The sequence below is a fragment of the Pseudoalteromonas sp. P1-16-1b genome (genome assembly GCF_001401785.1).
Lineage (GTDB): Bacteria > Pseudomonadota > Gammaproteobacteria > Enterobacterales > Alteromonadaceae > Pseudoalteromonas > Pseudoalteromonas undina.
This window is the reverse complement of record NZ_LKGQ01000005.1, coordinates 122,027-140,516: the sequence shown is the minus strand read 5'-3', so window position 1 is coordinate 140,516 and position 18,490 is coordinate 122,027. Positions and strand designations below refer to the sequence as shown.

Genomic DNA, 18,490 nt, shown 5'->3' with positions numbered 1-18,490 from the left:
AATCTGACATTTTTAAATTATGGATTCGATCAAATCGTACAGTTAATAAGGTCTGCTATGAGCGGTCATTCAGGTCGGTAAATATAAAAGTTAGTTGATTGGTCAAACTACTCTTTGCGCATATATTCATGAAAATGAACGGCACGCGTATATTGTTTTATTTAACTTTACTTCAAGATTTTAGAAAACTCAGTGATAGTAATATCTTAGGTAATTTGTTAAAACTATATAAAGTAAATAAATGAGCGTTAAGTCGGCAAAAATATGCACGACGAGCGCACTATTAAATTGTTAGGTACTTAAATGAATTTGAATGATAAGTTTTTAGCTATTTTAAAAGAAGCTGATATATCTAATATTTATGAAGCTGAAATTTTCTGTAATCAACAATTAGATAAGCTACACACAACTGGAAAAATCTCATTAGGTGATGATAAAGATTTATCAGGTTTTCCTCTCGAGTTAAGGATTAAAGAGCTTTTTTATAATGCAGGTTTTAATATTATTGATGGTAGAAATGGATACGAGGATTTTACTATTAACCCCGATGATAGTTTTGCTATTAAAGATAGAGTAGCAATTGAAGTTAAATCTTCTAAAAATATTTCACCAAAGCTCAGTGACCTAAGACAATTAGATGATTGGGTGTTTAATTTATCTGGTGAAGAAAGCGCTAGAAAAGATGGTATGTGTGCTGGTAACCAATTTGTATGGAGTGGTGCTATAACCAGACATCCAACACCCCATAAAGGGTTATTTATTTTTAATGGGCCAATTGGTAGGGATTTTGACAGTCGTCCTAATAAATTTATACATCCTTCTCAAGAAGATTTTTTAACTAAAAGAAATTTCTGTGCAATTAGTATTAATATGTTGATTGAGCTTTTAAAAGAAAATAAAGAGTTTGTTTGGAATACAATTCATAAAACAATCGGTGAGTATGCAAAAAGTACCTAACAATAAATTAAACAAGGACAAAAAACAGTTGGTGTTTGCCCCTTCGTCGCTAATTTTAACCAAATATTTTTGCCTATGAATTAGGCGTTACCACTGTCTACAATTGGCACTTAAGTGACTTTCAAATTTATTTGAATCCTATTAATCGAATCTGACAGATCAAGTTAAAAGCTATTCACTTAATGCTACGATAGAGTAACCCTAAAATTAAACTTAAATCTGACTCAACTTAACATAATTTATAGATTCTAAAATCTATCGTCTTTTTTTCTAAATTTCAGCAGCGGCTTACATTTAGCCCTTTTATCGCATAATATTTATATTTAATAGAATGCTCTACTTTATTAAATATAAAAACTCTGTAATGACATTTTAATCAACCAAACTATTTAGCTCATCAATTAATTGCTTAAGCTGTTTAGTTTCGTCGTTTAGCTTTTGCTGATACTTTTCAACTTTGTCATGCTTACCTTGGCGCTTAGCTTTTTTAAGATCGATTTTATATTCTTCAATTTCTGAATTTGTATCATCTATTTTTTGTTGTAACTCTGCTTTTAATCCATCATTGGTACAATATGCGTTTATGTTATTAAGTGCTTTATTGAGACTTGCAACTTTGTGTGAATTACCTTGGCGTTTTGAAGCTAATAACTCGAGGTTAACTTCACAGGCTTTTTTCGCACATCCCGTTAAATCTGCACAATCATCTTTGGCCAATACGACTGTTGAACCGGCTAATAATAAACTTATTGAAATACCTTTAATAATTGTCATTTTATAGTTTTTATTATCTCGCATTGTTCATTACTCCTACTTAATTAGTCGTTAGCGGCAAAATACAGATAACAGCCCTTGCAGCTCTTCATTTATAACATGTTGTTTTACAACATCTTGCATAGGAGTATTTGAAACTTTGTTATTTAAAATACCCACCATTTTAGCGCTTTCTCCAGCACATAAAGCCTTAACGCTGTGTACGCCTAATCTTATTGCTAACATACGATCCGCAGCCGATGGGTTTCCGCCGCGCTGTAAGTGCCCTAGCTTGGTTACACGTAAATCTATACTTGGATTTACGGCAGTTATGTTTTCACATACATATTCAACACCATTTTCATCGCCCTCAGATACCACCACGATAAATGCGTGTTCGCTATGATAATCGCTAATCTTTAGCAATAAATCATCGATATCTTTATCATTTTCAGGGATCAATACTGAATCGGCACCAGAGGTTAAACCGGCATAAGTGCCAATATATCCGGAATCACGCCCCATAACTTCAATAACAAACACCCTATTATGAGATTCTGCTGTATCTCTAATATTATCAATACATTGCATTGATGTGTTTACTGCTGTATCAAATCCTAAAGTGTAGTCTGTGCCTGCAATATCGTTATCTATGGTGCCGGGAATGCCAATATAAGGGATATTGGTTATGTGTGATAACCATAAACAGCCTCTAAAAGAGCCATCGCCACCTATGACAATTAATGCATCAATATTATTATGTTCAATTGTAGCTAAAGCTTGCTGTCTGCCTGTCTCAGTTCTAAACCTTTCACTACGTGCGGTTTTTAAAACGGTACCGCCCAAGTGCATACTTTGTTGCAGGTTTTTGCAATCAAGTGTCACTAAATCATTATCAATTAAACCCTCATATCCTTTTCGAACTCCTGACACTTTTATGCCTTGTTGTTGAGCGGTTTTTACGATGGCAAATAAAGCGGTGTTCATCCCTGGAGCATCACCTCCAGAGGTAAGCACGGCAATATGATTAATTGGTTGCATCGGTTCACGTCCTTAAAGCAAACTATACATTAAAATGATAATAGCTGTTTATTGTTAGGCAGTGTTAACTAAGTGCAGTTAAGTTGATCTAGTTATGCGTTATTAAACAATATTTTTCATAACAATAGAGGGAAGTATTTATATTGGCATGCTAACTTGATGTCAACATGCCGTGGTTAGGTATTAATGTAGAGCAGCAGTAAATGGTATATTTTTACAAATTTCAGCTTCTATTATTAATAACTCTTCTAAACGATCATCAACTTCTTGTTTATCAAAGTATTCGTAAGCAAGTTCAACAAATAGGTTTTTATGTTTTTCTTCAGACTTGGCTATCGCAACATAAAAATCTTTTTCTTTTCCTTCTGGTAAGGCTTCGGCAACTAAAGAAAAACGTTCGTGTCCCCTCGCCTCAATTACACCGCCAACGAGTAGCCTATCCATTAAAAATCCATCGCGTCCATGTCTAAAGTGTGCGCGAATTTGTTTAATGTAAGGGTCTTTTTTATCGTCACCTAAATTAGTATCACGCTCAATGAGTAATTTCAGCACTTGCTTGAAATGAATTAACTCTTCTAAGGCTAAGTCAGTCATGGCTTTAACTAATTTACGCTTATCAGGGTAATGTGAAAGCATAGACATAGCCATGCCCGATGCTTTTTTTTCAGCAGCAGCGTGGTCTTGTAAAAAAGTTTCAAAGTCGGCTAAAACAACTTCGGTCCATTCAAATGGCGTGTGGTATTTTAATTCAAACATATGGATACAACTTATAAAATAATGCGTGGATTTTAGCGTATTTAAAAATAAAAATCTTTGCTCGCGGTTTAAATTTGTCTCTCATAAGGTAAAAATTTATCTATCCGCCCTTTCGCTGTCGACTCAATTTTTAATGGATGTTTTATATCATTCCACGCGGTGACCTTACCCCTCATATTCATTTTTTCAAAGCCATTTAACTCAGAGGTAATATTTAAAAAATCACAAAGCTGACTAAAACTGTTAGGGTTGGCTATATCTATTGATAAAAAATCATGTTCTCGATTACTAAAATAAGCCTTAGCATTATTAATGTGTACGTTATAACAATCAGTTAAATACTGATCGTTATTTATATTCTCTAGTGAAAAGTCTTTAAATGTATTTAAATAACAGCGCTTTAAATGAATGTTAAAGCCACCATCTGCACGGGTTAAATTAGTGTGCATTCGTTGTAAAAGCTGTCTTATTGATGGTATCCATGCAGTAAGCTCTCGCTCTAAATATATAAATTTTGCGTCAGGATAGTATTTATCTAATACTTTAAAATCGTTAAATATGGGGGTGTCTGCAATTGCGACCGCATTATCAAAACAGGCGGTAGTGTATGCAGTATGAGCAGTTGGTATACCCAAATGTAAAAATGTATTGCATACACTGGTGGTACCGGTTCGTGGTAAGCCAATAATAAATATTTTTTGTTTCATGGGGTTTTACATGTCTTTTTCTGAAAACCAAAGTGAAGTATTATCAAGTGGTGTTAGTAAGGGTAAGTTTTTGTTTTCTAATCTAATAATAATCTTATTTTTGATATCTGCGTGCTCAATGGCACTGCGATGATACGCATTAAATAAGCGGTCAAACTCGCCATTTTTACGCATGACCGCTAAGCCATTTTCAACTGCATAGGCCAACTCGGGCGTATCTTTACTAAAAAAGAAGTAAATTGCACTTGGGTATTGCAGTATTAACTGAGGAAGAGTTGTAAGTTTTGCATCACCTTTAAAGGTATTTAGCTCCGTTTCAACCTCAAGCAACGATCGAGGAAATACATCTCCTCTGCCTTTTATTAACATATTAAATAATGAGCTGTATTCAATTGATGTTGATACCGTTAATCCACTATCTAATAAAACTTGAGTATCTGGCCAGTCGTGACCTTGAATAAAGTGGATACCTTTAAAGTCATCAATTTTTTTTAAGCTTGATAATTTTTTTTGTTTATTCTGTGTAGTGACAAGTAAACGCCACCCGTATAAACCTTTAAAAATAGGCACTCTTACGGGCAATAGCTCTTTTTCTCGCTGCTGTGAAGTCATGGTCCATGCAACGTTGACTTCATCATTATGTATAATTTGTTTTAATGAGCGGCTTTGAGGCATAGAAATACTCGATGCTTTTAATGTATATTTTGCGCCGCTGTATTGTAAGGCCGTTCTCAATAAAACTAACGGATAAAGAATTTCATCTTCACCAACTCGCATCGTTTTAGGATAAACATAATTTAAACCATCAATACTTTGATTGCTATTGTCATTTTCTATTGCCCCTACAAATGACGCCAACGAAGTGGCAAAACATAAGCTTATAAAAACAATAGCGAATCGCATCTTTATTTATCTACTTAACAATAAAATTAAGGAACTTACAAAAAGAATAGCAAATGTCATCATCATACTTAATACACGTGCTTTCAAATTGTTAGTTCTAATAGCTGAGCCATGAAGTGCACGGCTTATAAATAGCAAACCGCCAAGTGCATGCATATAATGACTTGCTAAGCCTTGATACTCTAATAAGAACAGTAAAATTAGGCTAATTGGTACATACTCAATGAAATTCCCATGAGCTCGAGTTGCACGTTCAAGCTCAGGATGACTCCCATTACCAAGTGAAATGCCTTCAGCCTTGCGTATTTTTACAACATTAATACTCAGGTAAATATAATATAGTGCCAGTAAAGCCGCATAACTCGATATAATCACAGTATTTTTCCATTAAATTTTTAAGCAATAATAACACATAACTTAAGCTGTAAAATCACTTACTTTAGTATCAAATATGCTAGAGTGATTTATAGATTGGTATCGTAATAAGTAAGGATAATATGTATTTAAGAACAAAAATAACCAATAGCTATCGCGAAATAATTAACAGTATTGGGTTTTATCCCTCTTTATTATCTGTTGCTTTTTTATTTTTTGCTGTGCTGACAATGTCAGTCGAGTACTTAGCCCCGATTGAGAAACTTAAATCACTAATTTCATTTATATTAGTTGATAGCGCAGAAAACGCACGTACCATTTTAAGCACCCTCGCTGGCAGCATTATTTCGTTAACCGTATTTAGCTTTTCTATGGTGATGGTGGTATTAAATTCAGCCAGTGCTAGCTTATCACCTCGAGTTGTTCCTGGGCTCATTACCCGTAAATCACACCAAATGGTTTTAGGTTTTTATTTGGGTAGTATTATTTATTCAATAATAATGCTGATAAATATCAACAAACTCGATAATGGTAATACCGCTATTCCAGCTCTTGGCGTGTTGTTTGCGCTTGTTTTTGGGTTAATATCTTTAGGGTTATTTGTATTTTTTATTCATTCTATTTCAAAAGCAATACAAGTAGATAACGTATTAAATGGCTTGTTTAGGCAAACAAAAAAAGAAATTCAAGACATTATCAAGATGCAAGACGAAAACCCCGTTGATAACTTTCCCGAGTTTTCAAGCTGGCATTCAATAAACAGTACAACCGAGGGTTACTACAAAGGGGTTCATTCTAATAAATTATGTGCCCTACTAGCAGATGAAAATATTGAGCTGTTTATTACGGTTAAGCAAGGTTATTTTACAGTTAAAGGTTACCCGTTTTTAAAGTGTAATAAGGACATATCTGAGAACGAAGAGTTGATTGAGAAAATTTTAGACTGCTTTATTTTTTATATAGAAGAATACATTAGCGACCATTACCGCTATGGGTTAACTCAAATATCAGAAATTGCCGTAAAAGCTATGAGCCCAGGAATAAACGATCCGGGTACTGCCGTTAAATCTATTGATATGTTGAGTATATTATTAATAGAACGACTAAAGATTAATGCAATAAATTATTCATGCTATGAAAAAGATGAGCAACCATTGTTGTACTTTCATGAAACCAGTTTTGATGAACTACTTCATGATAACTTCACCCCTTTACGCAATTATGCAAAAGCCGATGCCTATGTAATGACTAACGTTATTGAAGCATTTAAAAATATTTTATTTATTGCTAATGAGAATGTGGATGCACGAAACAGTGTGTTTAATTATTTAAATGCTATTGTTGATGATATTAATCAGCACATAGTTAACGAATACGATCGTCAAGAGATTAGTAATATGCTGTATGCCATTGTGCGTATTAGTGAGTCACAAGGAAAGCAGTTGGTGGCACGATTTGAGCGCCACCCACCTATAAGAGCTTAATCAATATAATAAATTGCGTAACTTGATGCGCTTATTGTAATTTCACCAGCATGATATGCATCGGGTACATAGTTACTCGGTGCACCATCAGCCATCATTACTTTTTCACTGCGCATGTAAGGTACTGATGGCATATCAAGCGGACTTAAAGACGCACTATATAAGCTTTTCAATTCAACATCAAAATCATCAGTTAACTCTTTTGCCGCTGCTTTAGCTTGTTTAATAGCTAATTTTTGTGCTTTTTTGTGCAGCTCATCATAGTTGCTCGCTAAAAACTGCGTCTGTCTAATTTCATTAATACCGTTATTAACTAAACTTTGTAAAAGCTCAGGGTATTTATTAATCGCAGAGAGTTTAATTGTAAGCGTTCTGGATACTTTAAACCCGGTAAACTCTTGCTTACCTGTTTCGCGGTTATATTGATTATCACGATAGATTGAGATTTGACCAGCATTAATATCTGCATCAGCTACGCCTAGTTTTTTTACTAAACTAATTGCACTGGCCATCGTAGTATCAGTTTGTTTTTTTGCGGCAATTAAGTTTTTATCTATTTCCGTAATACCCACTGTTAATAAAACATGATCTGGCATAGTCGTTACCGATGCTTCACCTTTTACATAGATATGAGGCTCTTCAGGGGCATTAGTTGCATAGGCTGACGTGCTTAGCAAAGCAGCCGTTAAAATCGAAAGTGTTTTCATAGGTCTATCCTTTTAAATTGATTGCCTTAGTTAACACCTTATGTGGTTAATTGCAGATGAACAAGCATAAAAAAACAGGCAAAAGCCTGTTTTTTTAGTAATGAAGCATTAAATGCTGCAACGCTTGTAGTTACGATACTTCGGTAACCAGTAGTTTCTGTCGATGGCTGCCCACAGAGCATCATCTGAAATTTCAAGAGCAACGCCCTCTTCAATTGCTTTTTTAGCGACTGCAAATGCAATACGTTTACTTAGTGTTTCAATTTCTGTTAGCGCAGGTAATAAGCTACCTTTGCCCGTATTAGCTAATGGTGATGACTCTGCCAACATTTCACTCGACATTATTAGCATCGCATCGGTAATACGCGTTGCTTTAGCAGCAATTACACCTAAGCCAATACCTGGGAAAATGTAGCTGTTATTACATTGAGGAATTGGGTAAGTAACGCCGTTATAAACAACAGGCTCAAATGGGCTACCTGTAGCTACAATCGCTTTACCATCAGTCCATTTAATAACATCTTCTGGGTAAGCTTCTACTTGTTTAGATGGATTACTTAACGGGAAAATAATAGGTGCTTCACAGTTTACGTGCATAGCGCGAATAACTTGCTCAGTGAATAAGCCCGGTTGACCTGATACACCAATTAAAATATCTGGTTCTGCACAGTGCATTACATCTAATAATGACGCGTATTCGCCGCTGTAAGTCCAATCGGCTAGGCAGCTCGTTGGTTGCGCTAACATTTGTTGGAAGTCGCGTAAGCCTTCCATGCCATCAGTTAATAAACCAAAACGGTCAACCATAAATACTTGGCTGCGAGCTTGTGCTTCACTGATACCTTCGGCCACCATAGTGCTAACAATTTGTTCAGCAATACCACAGCCTGCAGATCCTGCGCCTACAAACACAACTTTTTGAGTCGATAGTTTAGCGCCTTTAACACGACAAGCTGCTAATAAAGACCCCACAGTAACCGATGCAGTACCTTGAATGTCATCATTAAAGCTACAAATTTCATTACGGTAACGCTTTAATAATGGCATAGCATTTGGTTGTGCAAAGTCTTCAAATTGCAGTAACACGCTTGGCCAACGACGCTTAACCGCTTTAATGAATAAATCTAAAAACTCATCGTACTCATCTTGCGCAATACGCTTATGTCGAGCACCCATGTACATTGGGTCGTTTAATAGTTTTTCGTTATTGGTACCTACATCAAGCATAACCGGTAATGTGTACGCTGGGCTAATACCACCACAGGCGGTGTACAAAGAAAGCTTACCGATTGGGATACCCATACCGCCAATACCTTGGTCGCCCAAGCCTAAAATACGTTCGCCATCGGTAACCACGATAACTTTAACTTTACCTTTAGTGGCATTACGTAAAATATCGTCAATTTGAAAGCGATCTTCATAAGAAATAAACAAACCACGTGCACTGCGATAAATATCAGAAAACTTCTCACAGGCATCACCCACCGTTGGGGTGTAAATAATAGGCATCATTTCTTCAATATGATCACGTACCAAACGGTAGTAAAGCGTTTCGTTATTGTCTTGAATGGCACGTAAATAAATGTGCTTATTTAAGTTGTCATTAAAACTTGAGTACTGTTGGTAACAACGCTCAACTTGCTCTTCTATTGTTTCGTAACGAGGTGGAAGTAAACCAGCAAGATTAAAGTTTTCACGCTCTTTTTGGCTAAATGCACTTCCTTTATTCAATAATGGGGTTTCAATTAGGCCTGGGCCAGAATAAGGAATATAAAGATAATTTGGATCGGTATTTGTAGTCATATTTCCAAGCTTTACTGAATCTTAAATAATGATCTGCCATTATCATTGTTAAAGGCTAAATTGCAATGACATTTAAGCTTGTCAGACCATTGAAAATGTACAAATACAAGCGCTACTTTAGTATAAAGCCACTCATATTTGGTGAATATGTTAGCTGCCTGATGTGGGTTTAAAACGTTAAACGCGCATTAAATAATGTGCGTGCTTTGTTTAATGGTTACAACAGTGCCAATTATGTTTAGGTTTGCTAATTTTTTTACGTTAGTTAACATGCTATTTTCAACCAAATAGTTATTAACTATTAATCTGTTACATTTAAAACAGCAGGCAGCAAACCTGCTGTTTATTATACATGGTTTAAAATTTAAATGAGGCTTTATTATTACTTAAATCAGATAACGCCATCCCTTCTCTGCGCGGATCGGCAGCGCCATACAAACGGTTGTTTTTTACCTCTACCGCATGCAAGCCTGAGTTTAGGTCAATAACACGTACATCATGGCCGCGCTCTTCAAGCTCCGGTACAAGCGCTTCAAGCTCAGTACCTTTCTCAAGGCTAGTATAATCATTACGATTAGTAGTACGCGGTAGATTAATGGCTTGTTGGGCGTTTAAATCCCAATCTAGAACACCAATAACCACTTGCGCTACATAATCAATAATACGACTCCCACCAGGAGAGCCCACCACTAAACGTAAGCTGCCATCTTGGTTAAATACCATCACCGGTGACATTGAGCTACGCGGGCGTTTATGCGCTTCGACCCTATTGGCCACTAATTTGCCATTTTTACGTGGCGAAAGTGAAAAATCAGTCAACTGATTATTTAAAATATAACCATTTACCATCACTGTTGAGCCAAACGCCATTTCAATAGAGCTGGTCATTGAAACAGCGTTTCCTTTGCTATCCACAATTGATACATGCGAGGTAGAGGGCAGCTCAAAAGAATCATCGTTTGCATAGCTTAAGTAATCAACAGGGTTACCTGGCAATGCTTTTTGATCTTTTTCAGTAATTAATTTCGCGCGGGTGGCAATATAGTCTTTATTTAATAATTCTTGAGTAGGTACTTGGGTAAAGTCAGGATCGCCAATGTATTTATTACGATCGGCAAACGCAATACGTGACGCTTGGCTAAAGTAATGAATTGCCTCGGCGCTATTGGCTTTAATATTTGCCATGTTTTTGTGTTCAAGCAAGCCTAAAATTTGTAGTACTGAGATACCGCCACTACTAGGCGGCGCCATAGAGCAAACATTATAAACTCGGTATTTTATACAAACGGGTGCACGCTCTTTACTGCTGTAATTAGCAAGATCTTGCTCAGATAATTTACCAGGCGCAATTTTTGACTGTTGTACTGCTTTTACCATAGCTTTGGCATTATCGCCTTTGTAAAAGGCATCTATCCCTTTTGAAGCAATGTCTTTATATAAATTAGCTAATGGCTGATTTTTTTTAATACTGCCGACTTCAATTACTTTGCCATTTGGAAAAAAATACTCATTAATCACCGGCATACTCATTACGCCTGGGTTTAATTGTCTAACCAGTAAACCATGTAACCGAGGCGATACTTCAAATCCTTGCTCAGCAAGTTTAATTGCAGGTTTAAATAAGCTAGCCCAAGGTAAGGAACCGTACTGTTTATGGGCGCTGGCAAATGCATGTAAAATACCGGGTACGCCTACAGAGCGTCCACCTACAACCGCTTCAATCCATTTGACTGCGTTGCCGTGTTTATTTAAAAACAGGTTTTCATCGGCATTACTCGGCGCGGTTTCACGGCCATCAAAGCTGGTGAGTTTATTATTAGCTTTATTGTAATACATCATAAACGTACCACCGCCAATACCTGATGATTGCGGCTCAACTAATGTAAGTACTAATTGGGTGGCAATAGCGGCATCAACCGCACTGCCGCCTTGCGCTAAAATGGCTTTACCTGCTTGTGAAGCATACGGATTAGCGGCGGCTACCATGTACTTATCGCCAGCCACTAATTGCTTATGTACAACACCTGTGGCCGCTTCAGGTTCACGTGTTTCAATTGTGCTAGCGTTTTGTGCAAACAAAGGAAAAGACAAGGCACTTAGAGTCAGTGCGAATAAACAGTTGAGCTTAAAATTCATAATCACTTAATAAACTTAAATTGCATGGAAGATAATTGGCATCTTAAAGTTAAACAGGCACAATATGCAAAAATAAATATAAAAATGATCGCTAAATGCTTAATTTACCTCTTCAGCCGCGCTATGTTTTCCCTCCCTTATGTTTAATTGTATTAAGTACTTTCTTAGCATGGCTGGGTATAAACAACGAACTTGAATTTAATCGTCAACTGATTGAACAAGGCCAACTGTGGCGTTTGTTTACCAGCCAATTTGTACATGCCAATTGGGCGCACTTAGGGCTGAATTGCGCTGGTATAGTGCTTATTTGGTTATTGCATGGTGAGTACACATCCCTAAGAAGATATAGTTTTAATATTGCCACATTGGCAATTTGGTGTGGCTTAGGTGTTTTTTGGTTTTGTCCCGCAATTACAATTTACACAGGGCTTAGTGCAGTTTTGCATGGCGTGATCATTTGGGGAGCCATAAAAGATATCACTGTTGGACTTAAATCGGGTTATGTGTTGTTTATTGGTGTGTGGGTAAAGCTAATCGCTGAACAAATAAATGGCCCTAGTGCTGATATTGGCGCATTGATCAACTCAACGGTGGCTGTTGATGCACATTTAATTGGCGCGATTGGCGGCGCATTGTTGGGCGTTCCTTTAATTATTAAATTCATCAGCAAAAATAAAGAATAAAAAAACGCCACATTGTGGCGTTTTTTATTAACTTACCGCTATTTATAGTGTTTCTTTAAACAGCTTATAAATTCGACGGTATTCATCTAACCAGCTCGAAGGCTGCACAAAACCATGCGGCTCTACTGGAAAGATTGCTGTTTCAAAGTTTTCTTTCTCAAGCTCGATTAAACGCTGTACTAAACGCACTGAATCTTGAAAAAACACATTATCATCAACCATTGGCGCATTTATTAATAAATGCTTTTTAAGTCCTTCTGCATAGTAAATAGGTGAACTACGCTCATAAGCAATTGGGTCTACATCTGGGTGATTCAAAATGTTAGCAGTATAGCCTGTATTATAATGTGCCCAATCAGTCACAGGGCGAAGCGCAGCACCTGATTGAAACAAATCTGGCGCGGTAAATAACGCCATAAAGGTCATAAATCCGCCGTATGAACCACCGTAAGTACCAACCGCTTGAGTATCAACGTTGGCATTTTTAGCCATCCATTTTACGCCATCTGCTAAATCTTGTGTTTCAGGTGTTCCCATTTGGCGGTAAATAGCAGTACGCCAATCTCGGCCATACCCCTTTGATGCTCGGTAATCCATATCCATCACTACGTAACCTTCATCGGCAAGTAATGAATGGAACATAAATTCGCGAAAGTAACCAGACCAACCCATGTGTGAATTTTGCAGGTAACCGGCACCATGGTTAAAAATAACCGCTTTACGGTTTTTACCTGTTTCACCTTCTTGGTAATCCGCTGGGTAATAAACTTTGGCGTATATTGGCTGTTCTGTATGGCTTGAAGGTACAGCAACAATTTTAGGTGCCGTTAGTTTTTTAGCTAAAAACGCGTCAGATACCGTGTTAGTTAAACGATTTGCGCTTGTGTTTGCTTTAGCCTCAGCCACATAAAGTTCAGTCGGCATGGTAATTTTAGAGTGCTTTAATAATAACTTAGACTGATCAGGGCTTAAGGTGTAATCCGTCATGCCGTTTAAGTCTGTTACTTGCTCGCTATCACCTGTTTGTGGGTTAACGCGGTATATTTCATAAAGGCCTGGATGCTCAATATTCGCTTTATAGTAAATAGCACTATTGTCATCAGCGAGGGTTAAATTAGATACTTCAAATTTACCCATGGTAAGCGCAGTGGCTTTACCATCAAGTGGCTTTTTATAAAGTTGACTATAGCCCGACTCTTCTGATAAGTAATACAAAGTATTGGAATCATTTAACCAACCAAAGTCGTTAAACGCATAAGCAATCCATGCGTCGTCATGTAGTCGATGTTGAGAGACAAGTTGGTTATTTTCAAAATCTACAGTGGCTAACCAACGATCTTTGTTATCCCATGCTTCAAGCATAATCGCTACTTGGCTACCATCATCGTTCCAGCTGATGGGTGATTGATTCCAACCCCAATCTGAAATAACGTTTATACCACGAGGTTGTTTTTTAGATTGATAGGTTTTACCTTCACGGGCGAAGTTTTCTTTTTTAACCTCAGCAAGTACATCTTCATCAAAACCAGGTAAGGTATTAAAGCCTAATGTGGTTTGGCTTTGATCTGCAAGGTTAATATAAACAAGCTCTGAGGTTTGCTCTTTAGAATCAGCTACGCGACGGCGAACTTTTTTAGGCTCTATCGTCGCATCATCAGTGATGTAATTAGGCATAATATCGCCTTCACCACGCCATGAGCTTTTTTCTTGTACTACTACAATTAATGCATCGCCATTTGGAGAAAGCTCGGCTTCATCAACCGTGTTGCCATCGCCTAAATAATAATAGGTGTTAGCAATTGAGCTATTACTCGCTTTTACTTGCTCTTTGCGCGCATGCTTGTCTTGTTTATTTTTATGCTGTAGTGCAATGTAATCAATGAGCTTATGTTGCTCTTTGGCGATATAAGTTGATGGTTCTTTTACGCCTTGTGGTTTATCAGCCAGTTTTAAGTTGGCAATTTCACGGGTTAAACCTGTGGTTAAATCCACTTTAAAAAAGATATTACCTTGGCGATACGCTAAGTTACCGTCGTTTAAAAACTGCGGTTTTGACTCTGTCGCAGAGCTTTGCGTAATTTGTTTAATTACGCCTGACTTTACGTTTTTGATAAATACATTACCCTCAAACACATAAGCTTGAAGTGATTTATCGTTTGAAAAAACAGCTTTACTTGAACCAACACGGTGTAATTTTTCTAGTGCCACTTGCTCTGCTGTTTGTGAGTTTACAGCTTGAGCGAATAAATCTCTTAGCTCACTACCTTGCTGCTTACGCGCGTAAATGATGGTACTTGAATCTGCACTCCAAAAAGCGCTTTGCGGTTGGCGTCCAATCCAATCAGGGTGCGCCATCGCTTGTTCAAGGGTAATTTTTGAATCGCCCAAATCTGCGGGCGTGTTAACAACACTAGCAACGGTGGTATTTGTTTGAATAGATGAGTCAGTAGAAGTTGTAGCGGTTGCTGTACAACCCGCTAACATAACACTTGATGCAACAGCGATTGCAACAAGTGTTTTAGAAGATGAGAATTTAAAAATCATAGTGCTTCTTGACGGTTATTATAATTAACCATATTTAAGCAGAAGCACCTTTATAATTGCAATTATTTAAGATAAACAACGCTGATATCGGGGTGAGTAACCCGTTTATTCAATCGTTAAATCAAGCCAGACTAATCGGTGGTCGCTTGATGCATTTCTATCTTTAATTAAACGATATAATTCGCTTTGTTTTTTCGGCCAAAAAACACCACCACCTTTAATGGTTAACCCATAGTTTGAAGGCAAAACGTAATCAACGCGTGCTTGCCAATTAGCGGTATAGTTTTTAGCATAAGCTTGCGGGTATTGCTCTTTTGCGCCCTCACTGGTTGGAATAAAACCGGCGTTAATCAATGGGCTTTTAAGTATTTGATCAGTAGTATTAGTACGCTTTTTATCACCTTCAGGTGCGGCATTTAGATCACCTAAAATCACAAATCGCGATTTTGCTGCAAGCCCACCCTTTTTACCATTATCATCATAAAGGTAACTTTCGTTATTAACGTAATCGGCAATAAGCCTAATTTCATCATGGTTACGAATACCGTTTCTGTCTTCTTCGCCATCAAACACAGGTGGTGTTGGGTGCGACGCTAGCATATGGACTACTTTATCGTTTACTTTTACGGGTATATCCCAAAAAGATTTAGAGCTTAAACGTAAAGTATTCCACTCTTCATCGTTATACCAATTGGTATTAGTTTTTGGGTCAACCGGCATTTGTACATTAGGTAAATCTTTGTGCTTAAAGGTTTGCAGGGTTCTGATATTGTCAAAATCAATCGGGTAGCGAGATAAAAACGCCATTGCGTAATGGCCTTCAAAAAAACCAAAGCCCTGTGCATCACCCATTACCCCAGTTTTTTTGCCGTTATTGTCCAAGTCAAACTCAGTTGCTAAGCCGGTATTAACGGGGGCAATGTAAACGTATGGGTAATCAATTGCTGCTTGATTATTTTGCCTTACATTTAAATAATGGCTTTTAAAATACTCGATACCTTGCTCTTTTGGAATGTAGTCAAACTCATTGAGTAGTACTACATCTGGGCGGACGCGCTGGATTATTTCAGCAATATTTTTAATTTGCTGGTGGTTTGAACGCAGTGCATTTACCAGTGCATCACTTTTTACTTGTTCATTTTTAGCGGTGTAATTAGTGGCGTCCATACTAACATTGAAGGTTGCTACGCGTAGCGATTCAGCCAATACAGGGCTGCTAGAAAAAACAGCAAATAACACACTGCTGATTGCTGTAATACTCAGATTACGTTTCATTATATGAATCCATCTATAATTAATAATAAAATAGTGCTGCTGACTATAACCCACAAAGTAATTGCCATCAAAAATGGCTTTATACCTGCTTGCTTAAGAACCGATAGTGACAAACCACTGCCAATTAAAAACAGTGTAACCACTAATAATTGCTTAGCTGCACTATTAATAAGTTCCCATGTAGATGAAAACGACGGCATATAAGTATTTATTAATGCGGCTAATAAAAAGCCCACAATAAATAAAGGAATACTTGCCTTTTCATCGGAGCGCATAAACACTCCCGCAACCGCTGTATAAGGAATGATCCACATCGCACGGGTCAATTTTACCGTAGTGGCAATACTCAGTGCCACAGCACCATAAGTAGCCGATGCCCCCACTACGCTGCTAGTATCATGAATGGTTAATGCGGCCCACAAACCAAATTGCTGTTGAGTTAACTCAAAATAGTGCCCAATTGCGGGAAACAACAATAATCCCATGCCATTGAGTAAAAATACAATCCCTAAGGCAACAGCGACTTCGTGATCTCTAGCTTTTATAACCGGTGCCATAGCGGCTATGGCACTGCCACCACAAATAGCGGTACCAAATGAAATTAACACGCCCGTATTACGATTAAGCTTAAAAACTTGGGTTAAAATTTCTCCAAGCCCGATTATGGCAGTAATACTAACAATTGTTAATACTAATGAGCTGCGCCCTACTTCAATTACTTCATTAAAATCAACAGCAAAGCCTAAGCCTACAACAGCAAGCTTGAGCATTACTTTACTTGCCTTTTGAGATAACTCAGCAAACGGGTTGCCTAAGGTAATAGCAAATATAGCGCCTAAAACCAATGCACTTCCTGCTCCAATAAAAGGAGTCATACACAGTGCGAGTGAGAGTATAAATGTTGGCTTATGCAATTTAGTGATAATCACTATTTTAAGGCCGAATAAGTTTATTAGTCAGTTTATGGACAACGGGAGCAACAAATATAACTGTAGGAAAGGCAATGCAAAAGGCAAATAACCAGGCTTTAAGCCATATAGCTACAATATTTTCGACCATGCCTACATTAAAAATTGAAATAACAAACGACATAAAGCCTGACATGAAAAGTGCCATAAAAAAAGCGAACACAATAGTACGAAACTTTGGGTGGATCATTAAAAAGAAACCTTTAGAAGGTAAAGCGATAAATTGAATTCAACTTACCGCTTAATTTTTTAACTTATAATAGCGATTTGCTAGTAGCTAATACGCCTGGGTAATCCTGCTCTGGCAAGCATGATGTAAGTTCAGCTAGGCGGTTACCTAATTGCTGTAAACTCTCACCCGAAACATTAATATGCCCCATTTTACGACCTGGCTTAACACTTTTACCATACCAGTGACTGGTTACATCCGCTGTTTTTAAAACCTCATTTGGGATTTTTTCTTGCCCTAAGACGTTGATCATAGCAGTAGGTTGCTTAATTTGCGTATTACCCAAAGGTAACCCTGCAACAGCGCGCATATGGTTTTCAAATTGCGAGCAATGAGCACCTTGCTGTGTCCAATGCCCTGAGTTGTGCACTCGAGGGGCAATTTCGTTAACTAATAACGTGCCCTGTACATCAAAAAACTCTATGGCCAATACACCTACATAATTAAGCTCATTAGCAATACGGGTAAACGCCGAGGTTGCTTGGCTCTCTACTAAACTATTATCTTTACCGGCTAGTGAAAGGGTTAACACACCGTTTGTATGTTGATTTTCTGTAAGTGGGTAAACTGCAACGTTACCTTCTTTGTCGCGCACGCCAATAATAGAGACTTCACGATCAAACGGGATCATTTTCTCAGCAATAATTGTGTGCGGTGCCTGCTCTGTACCTGAGGCAATAAAGTCGGCCATTTCAGCCCAAATAGTGTTTATCTCATCATCTGATTTTAAACGCCACTGGCCTTTGCCGTCATACCCAGCTTGACAGGTTTTTATTACTAACGGTTTGCCTAATGTTTTAACTGCTTGTTCAAGATGCGCTTTTTCAGTAATAAGTTGGTATGGCGCACAAGCTACTTCGGTTTTATCTAACAAGGCTTTTTCAAGCGAACGGTCACCACCGGTTTTTATTGCTTGTTTACCTGGATAAAACTTATTGCTATTACAGCAAAGCGTTAATACATCATCGGGGATATGTTCAAACTCAGCGGTAATCGCATCTGCATCATTGATAGCTTGCTCAAGTGTGGTTGCATACACTTGGTTGGTTAGCGGGTGCACAATTTGTTGGCTGCCAACATCATAAGCAACCACATTTAAATTAAGCGGTGCGCCAGCAAGGCTCATCATTCGCGCAAGCTGCCCAGCACCTAAAATTAATATAGTCATT

General features: G+C 37.6%; 17 protein-coding genes. 3 read left to right on the top strand and 14 right to left on the bottom strand.

Annotated elements, in window-relative coordinates:
- The first annotated feature begins 303 nt into the window (after nt 1-303).
- A complete protein-coding gene (locus AN392_RS05965; RefSeq protein ID WP_055012152.1) occupies nt 304-957 on the top strand; it encodes a hypothetical protein in 654 nt (217 codons plus the stop codon).
- 372 nt (nt 958-1,329) lie between these two features.
- Here AN392_RS05965 and AN392_RS05960 read toward each other — a convergent pair whose 3' ends face one another.
- The 6 genes from AN392_RS05960 to AN392_RS05935 form a co-directional block, all read right to left on the bottom strand.
- Nucleotides 1,330-1,755 carry a DUF1090 domain-containing protein gene (locus tag AN392_RS05960; RefSeq protein ID WP_055012151.1) on the bottom strand — a complete coding sequence of 142 codons (426 nt, stop codon included), beginning with the start codon at nt 1,753-1,755 and terminating at the stop codon, nt 1,330-1,332.
- A 27-nt stretch (nt 1,756-1,782) separates the two neighbouring features.
- Complete coding sequence (locus tag AN392_RS05955; protein ID WP_055012150.1) at nt 1,783-2,751, bottom strand: ATP-dependent 6-phosphofructokinase; 969 nt, start codon at nt 2,749-2,751, stop codon at nt 1,783-1,785.
- Nucleotides 2,752-2,934: 183 nt separating this feature from the next.
- Nucleotides 2,935-3,507: a tRNA-(ms[2]io[6]A)-hydroxylase gene (locus tag AN392_RS05950; RefSeq protein WP_008114635.1), complete on the bottom strand. Its 573-nt coding sequence runs from the start codon at nt 3,505-3,507 to the stop codon at nt 2,935-2,937.
- A 68-nt stretch (nt 3,508-3,575) separates the two neighbouring features.
- The gene (locus tag AN392_RS05945) at nt 3,576-4,214 is read right to left on the bottom strand and encodes a sulfotransferase (RefSeq protein WP_055012149.1); all 639 of its coding nucleotides are present in this window, start codon (nt 4,212-4,214) and stop codon (nt 3,576-3,578) included.
- A 6-nt stretch (nt 4,215-4,220) separates the two neighbouring features.
- Nucleotides 4,221-5,117, bottom strand: coding sequence for a transporter substrate-binding domain-containing protein (locus tag AN392_RS05940; RefSeq protein ID WP_055012148.1), 897 nt, complete (start codon nt 5,115-5,117; stop codon nt 4,221-4,223).
- Between the two features lie 6 nt (nt 5,118-5,123).
- Entirely contained in the window at nt 5,124-5,492 is a 369-nt protein-coding gene (locus tag AN392_RS05935) for an MAPEG family protein (RefSeq protein WP_054200934.1), read from the bottom strand.
- Nucleotides 5,493-5,614: 122 nt separating this feature from the next.
- Here AN392_RS05935 and AN392_RS05930 point away from each other — a divergent pair, with 122 nt between their 5' ends.
- Nucleotides 5,615-6,976, top strand: a complete 1,362-nt coding sequence (locus AN392_RS05930) for a DUF2254 domain-containing protein (RefSeq protein ID WP_055012147.1) — start codon at nt 5,615-5,617, stop codon at nt 6,974-6,976.
- Here the strand turns inward: AN392_RS05930 and AN392_RS05925 are convergent.
- The 3 genes from AN392_RS05925 to ggt form a co-directional block, all read right to left on the bottom strand.
- Complete coding sequence (locus tag AN392_RS05925; RefSeq protein ID WP_055012146.1) at nt 6,973-7,683, bottom strand: SIMPL domain-containing protein; 711 nt, start codon at nt 7,681-7,683, stop codon at nt 6,973-6,975. The two genes, AN392_RS05930 and AN392_RS05925, sit on opposite strands and share 4 nt — an antisense overlap.
- A 108-nt stretch (nt 7,684-7,791) precedes the next feature.
- The gene (locus AN392_RS05920) at nt 7,792-9,486 is read right to left on the bottom strand and encodes an NAD-dependent malic enzyme (protein WP_055012145.1); all 1,695 of its coding nucleotides are present in this window, start codon (nt 9,484-9,486) and stop codon (nt 7,792-7,794) included.
- A 357-nt stretch (nt 9,487-9,843) separates the two neighbouring features.
- Entirely contained in the window at nt 9,844-11,622 is a 1,779-nt protein-coding gene (gene ggt, locus AN392_RS05915) for a gamma-glutamyltransferase (protein WP_055012144.1), read from the bottom strand.
- Between the two features lie 95 nt (nt 11,623-11,717).
- Between ggt and rrtA the strand changes: the two genes are divergently transcribed.
- Entirely contained in the window at nt 11,718-12,305 is a 588-nt protein-coding gene (gene rrtA / locus AN392_RS05910; protein WP_055012143.1) for a rhombosortase, read from the top strand.
- Nucleotides 12,306-12,347: 42 nt separating this feature from the next.
- On the opposite strand, the gene AN392_RS05905 is transcribed toward rrtA, so the two are convergent.
- The 5 genes from AN392_RS05905 to AN392_RS05885 form a co-directional block, all read right to left on the bottom strand.
- Nucleotides 12,348-14,849: a prolyl oligopeptidase family serine peptidase gene (locus tag AN392_RS05905; protein ID WP_055012142.1), complete on the bottom strand. Its 2,502-nt coding sequence runs from the start codon at nt 14,847-14,849 to the stop codon at nt 12,348-12,350.
- Nucleotides 14,850-14,954: 105 nt separating this feature from the next.
- Nucleotides 14,955-16,124 (bottom strand): endonuclease/exonuclease/phosphatase family protein, encoded by a 1,170-nt coding sequence (locus tag AN392_RS05900; RefSeq protein WP_055012141.1) that lies wholly within the window; start codon nt 16,122-16,124, stop codon nt 14,955-14,957.
- Nucleotides 16,124-17,053: a YeiH family protein gene (locus tag AN392_RS05895; protein ID WP_055012140.1), complete on the bottom strand. Its 930-nt coding sequence runs from the start codon at nt 17,051-17,053 to the stop codon at nt 16,124-16,126. Before AN392_RS05895 ends, AN392_RS05900 begins: the two co-directional genes overlap by 1 nt.
- Before the next feature lie 4 nt (nt 17,054-17,057).
- On the bottom strand, nt 17,058-17,282 hold the full coding sequence (locus tag AN392_RS18420) for a DUF2798 domain-containing protein (protein WP_075169227.1): 225 nt from the start codon (nt 17,280-17,282) through the stop codon (nt 17,058-17,060).
- A gap of 64 nt (nt 17,283-17,346) precedes the next feature.
- Nucleotides 17,347-18,489 carry a 5-(carboxyamino)imidazole ribonucleotide synthase gene (locus AN392_RS05885; RefSeq protein ID WP_055012139.1) on the bottom strand — a complete coding sequence of 381 codons (1,143 nt, stop codon included), beginning with the start codon at nt 18,487-18,489 and terminating at the stop codon, nt 17,347-17,349.
- Nucleotide 18,490: the final 1 nt, after the last annotated feature.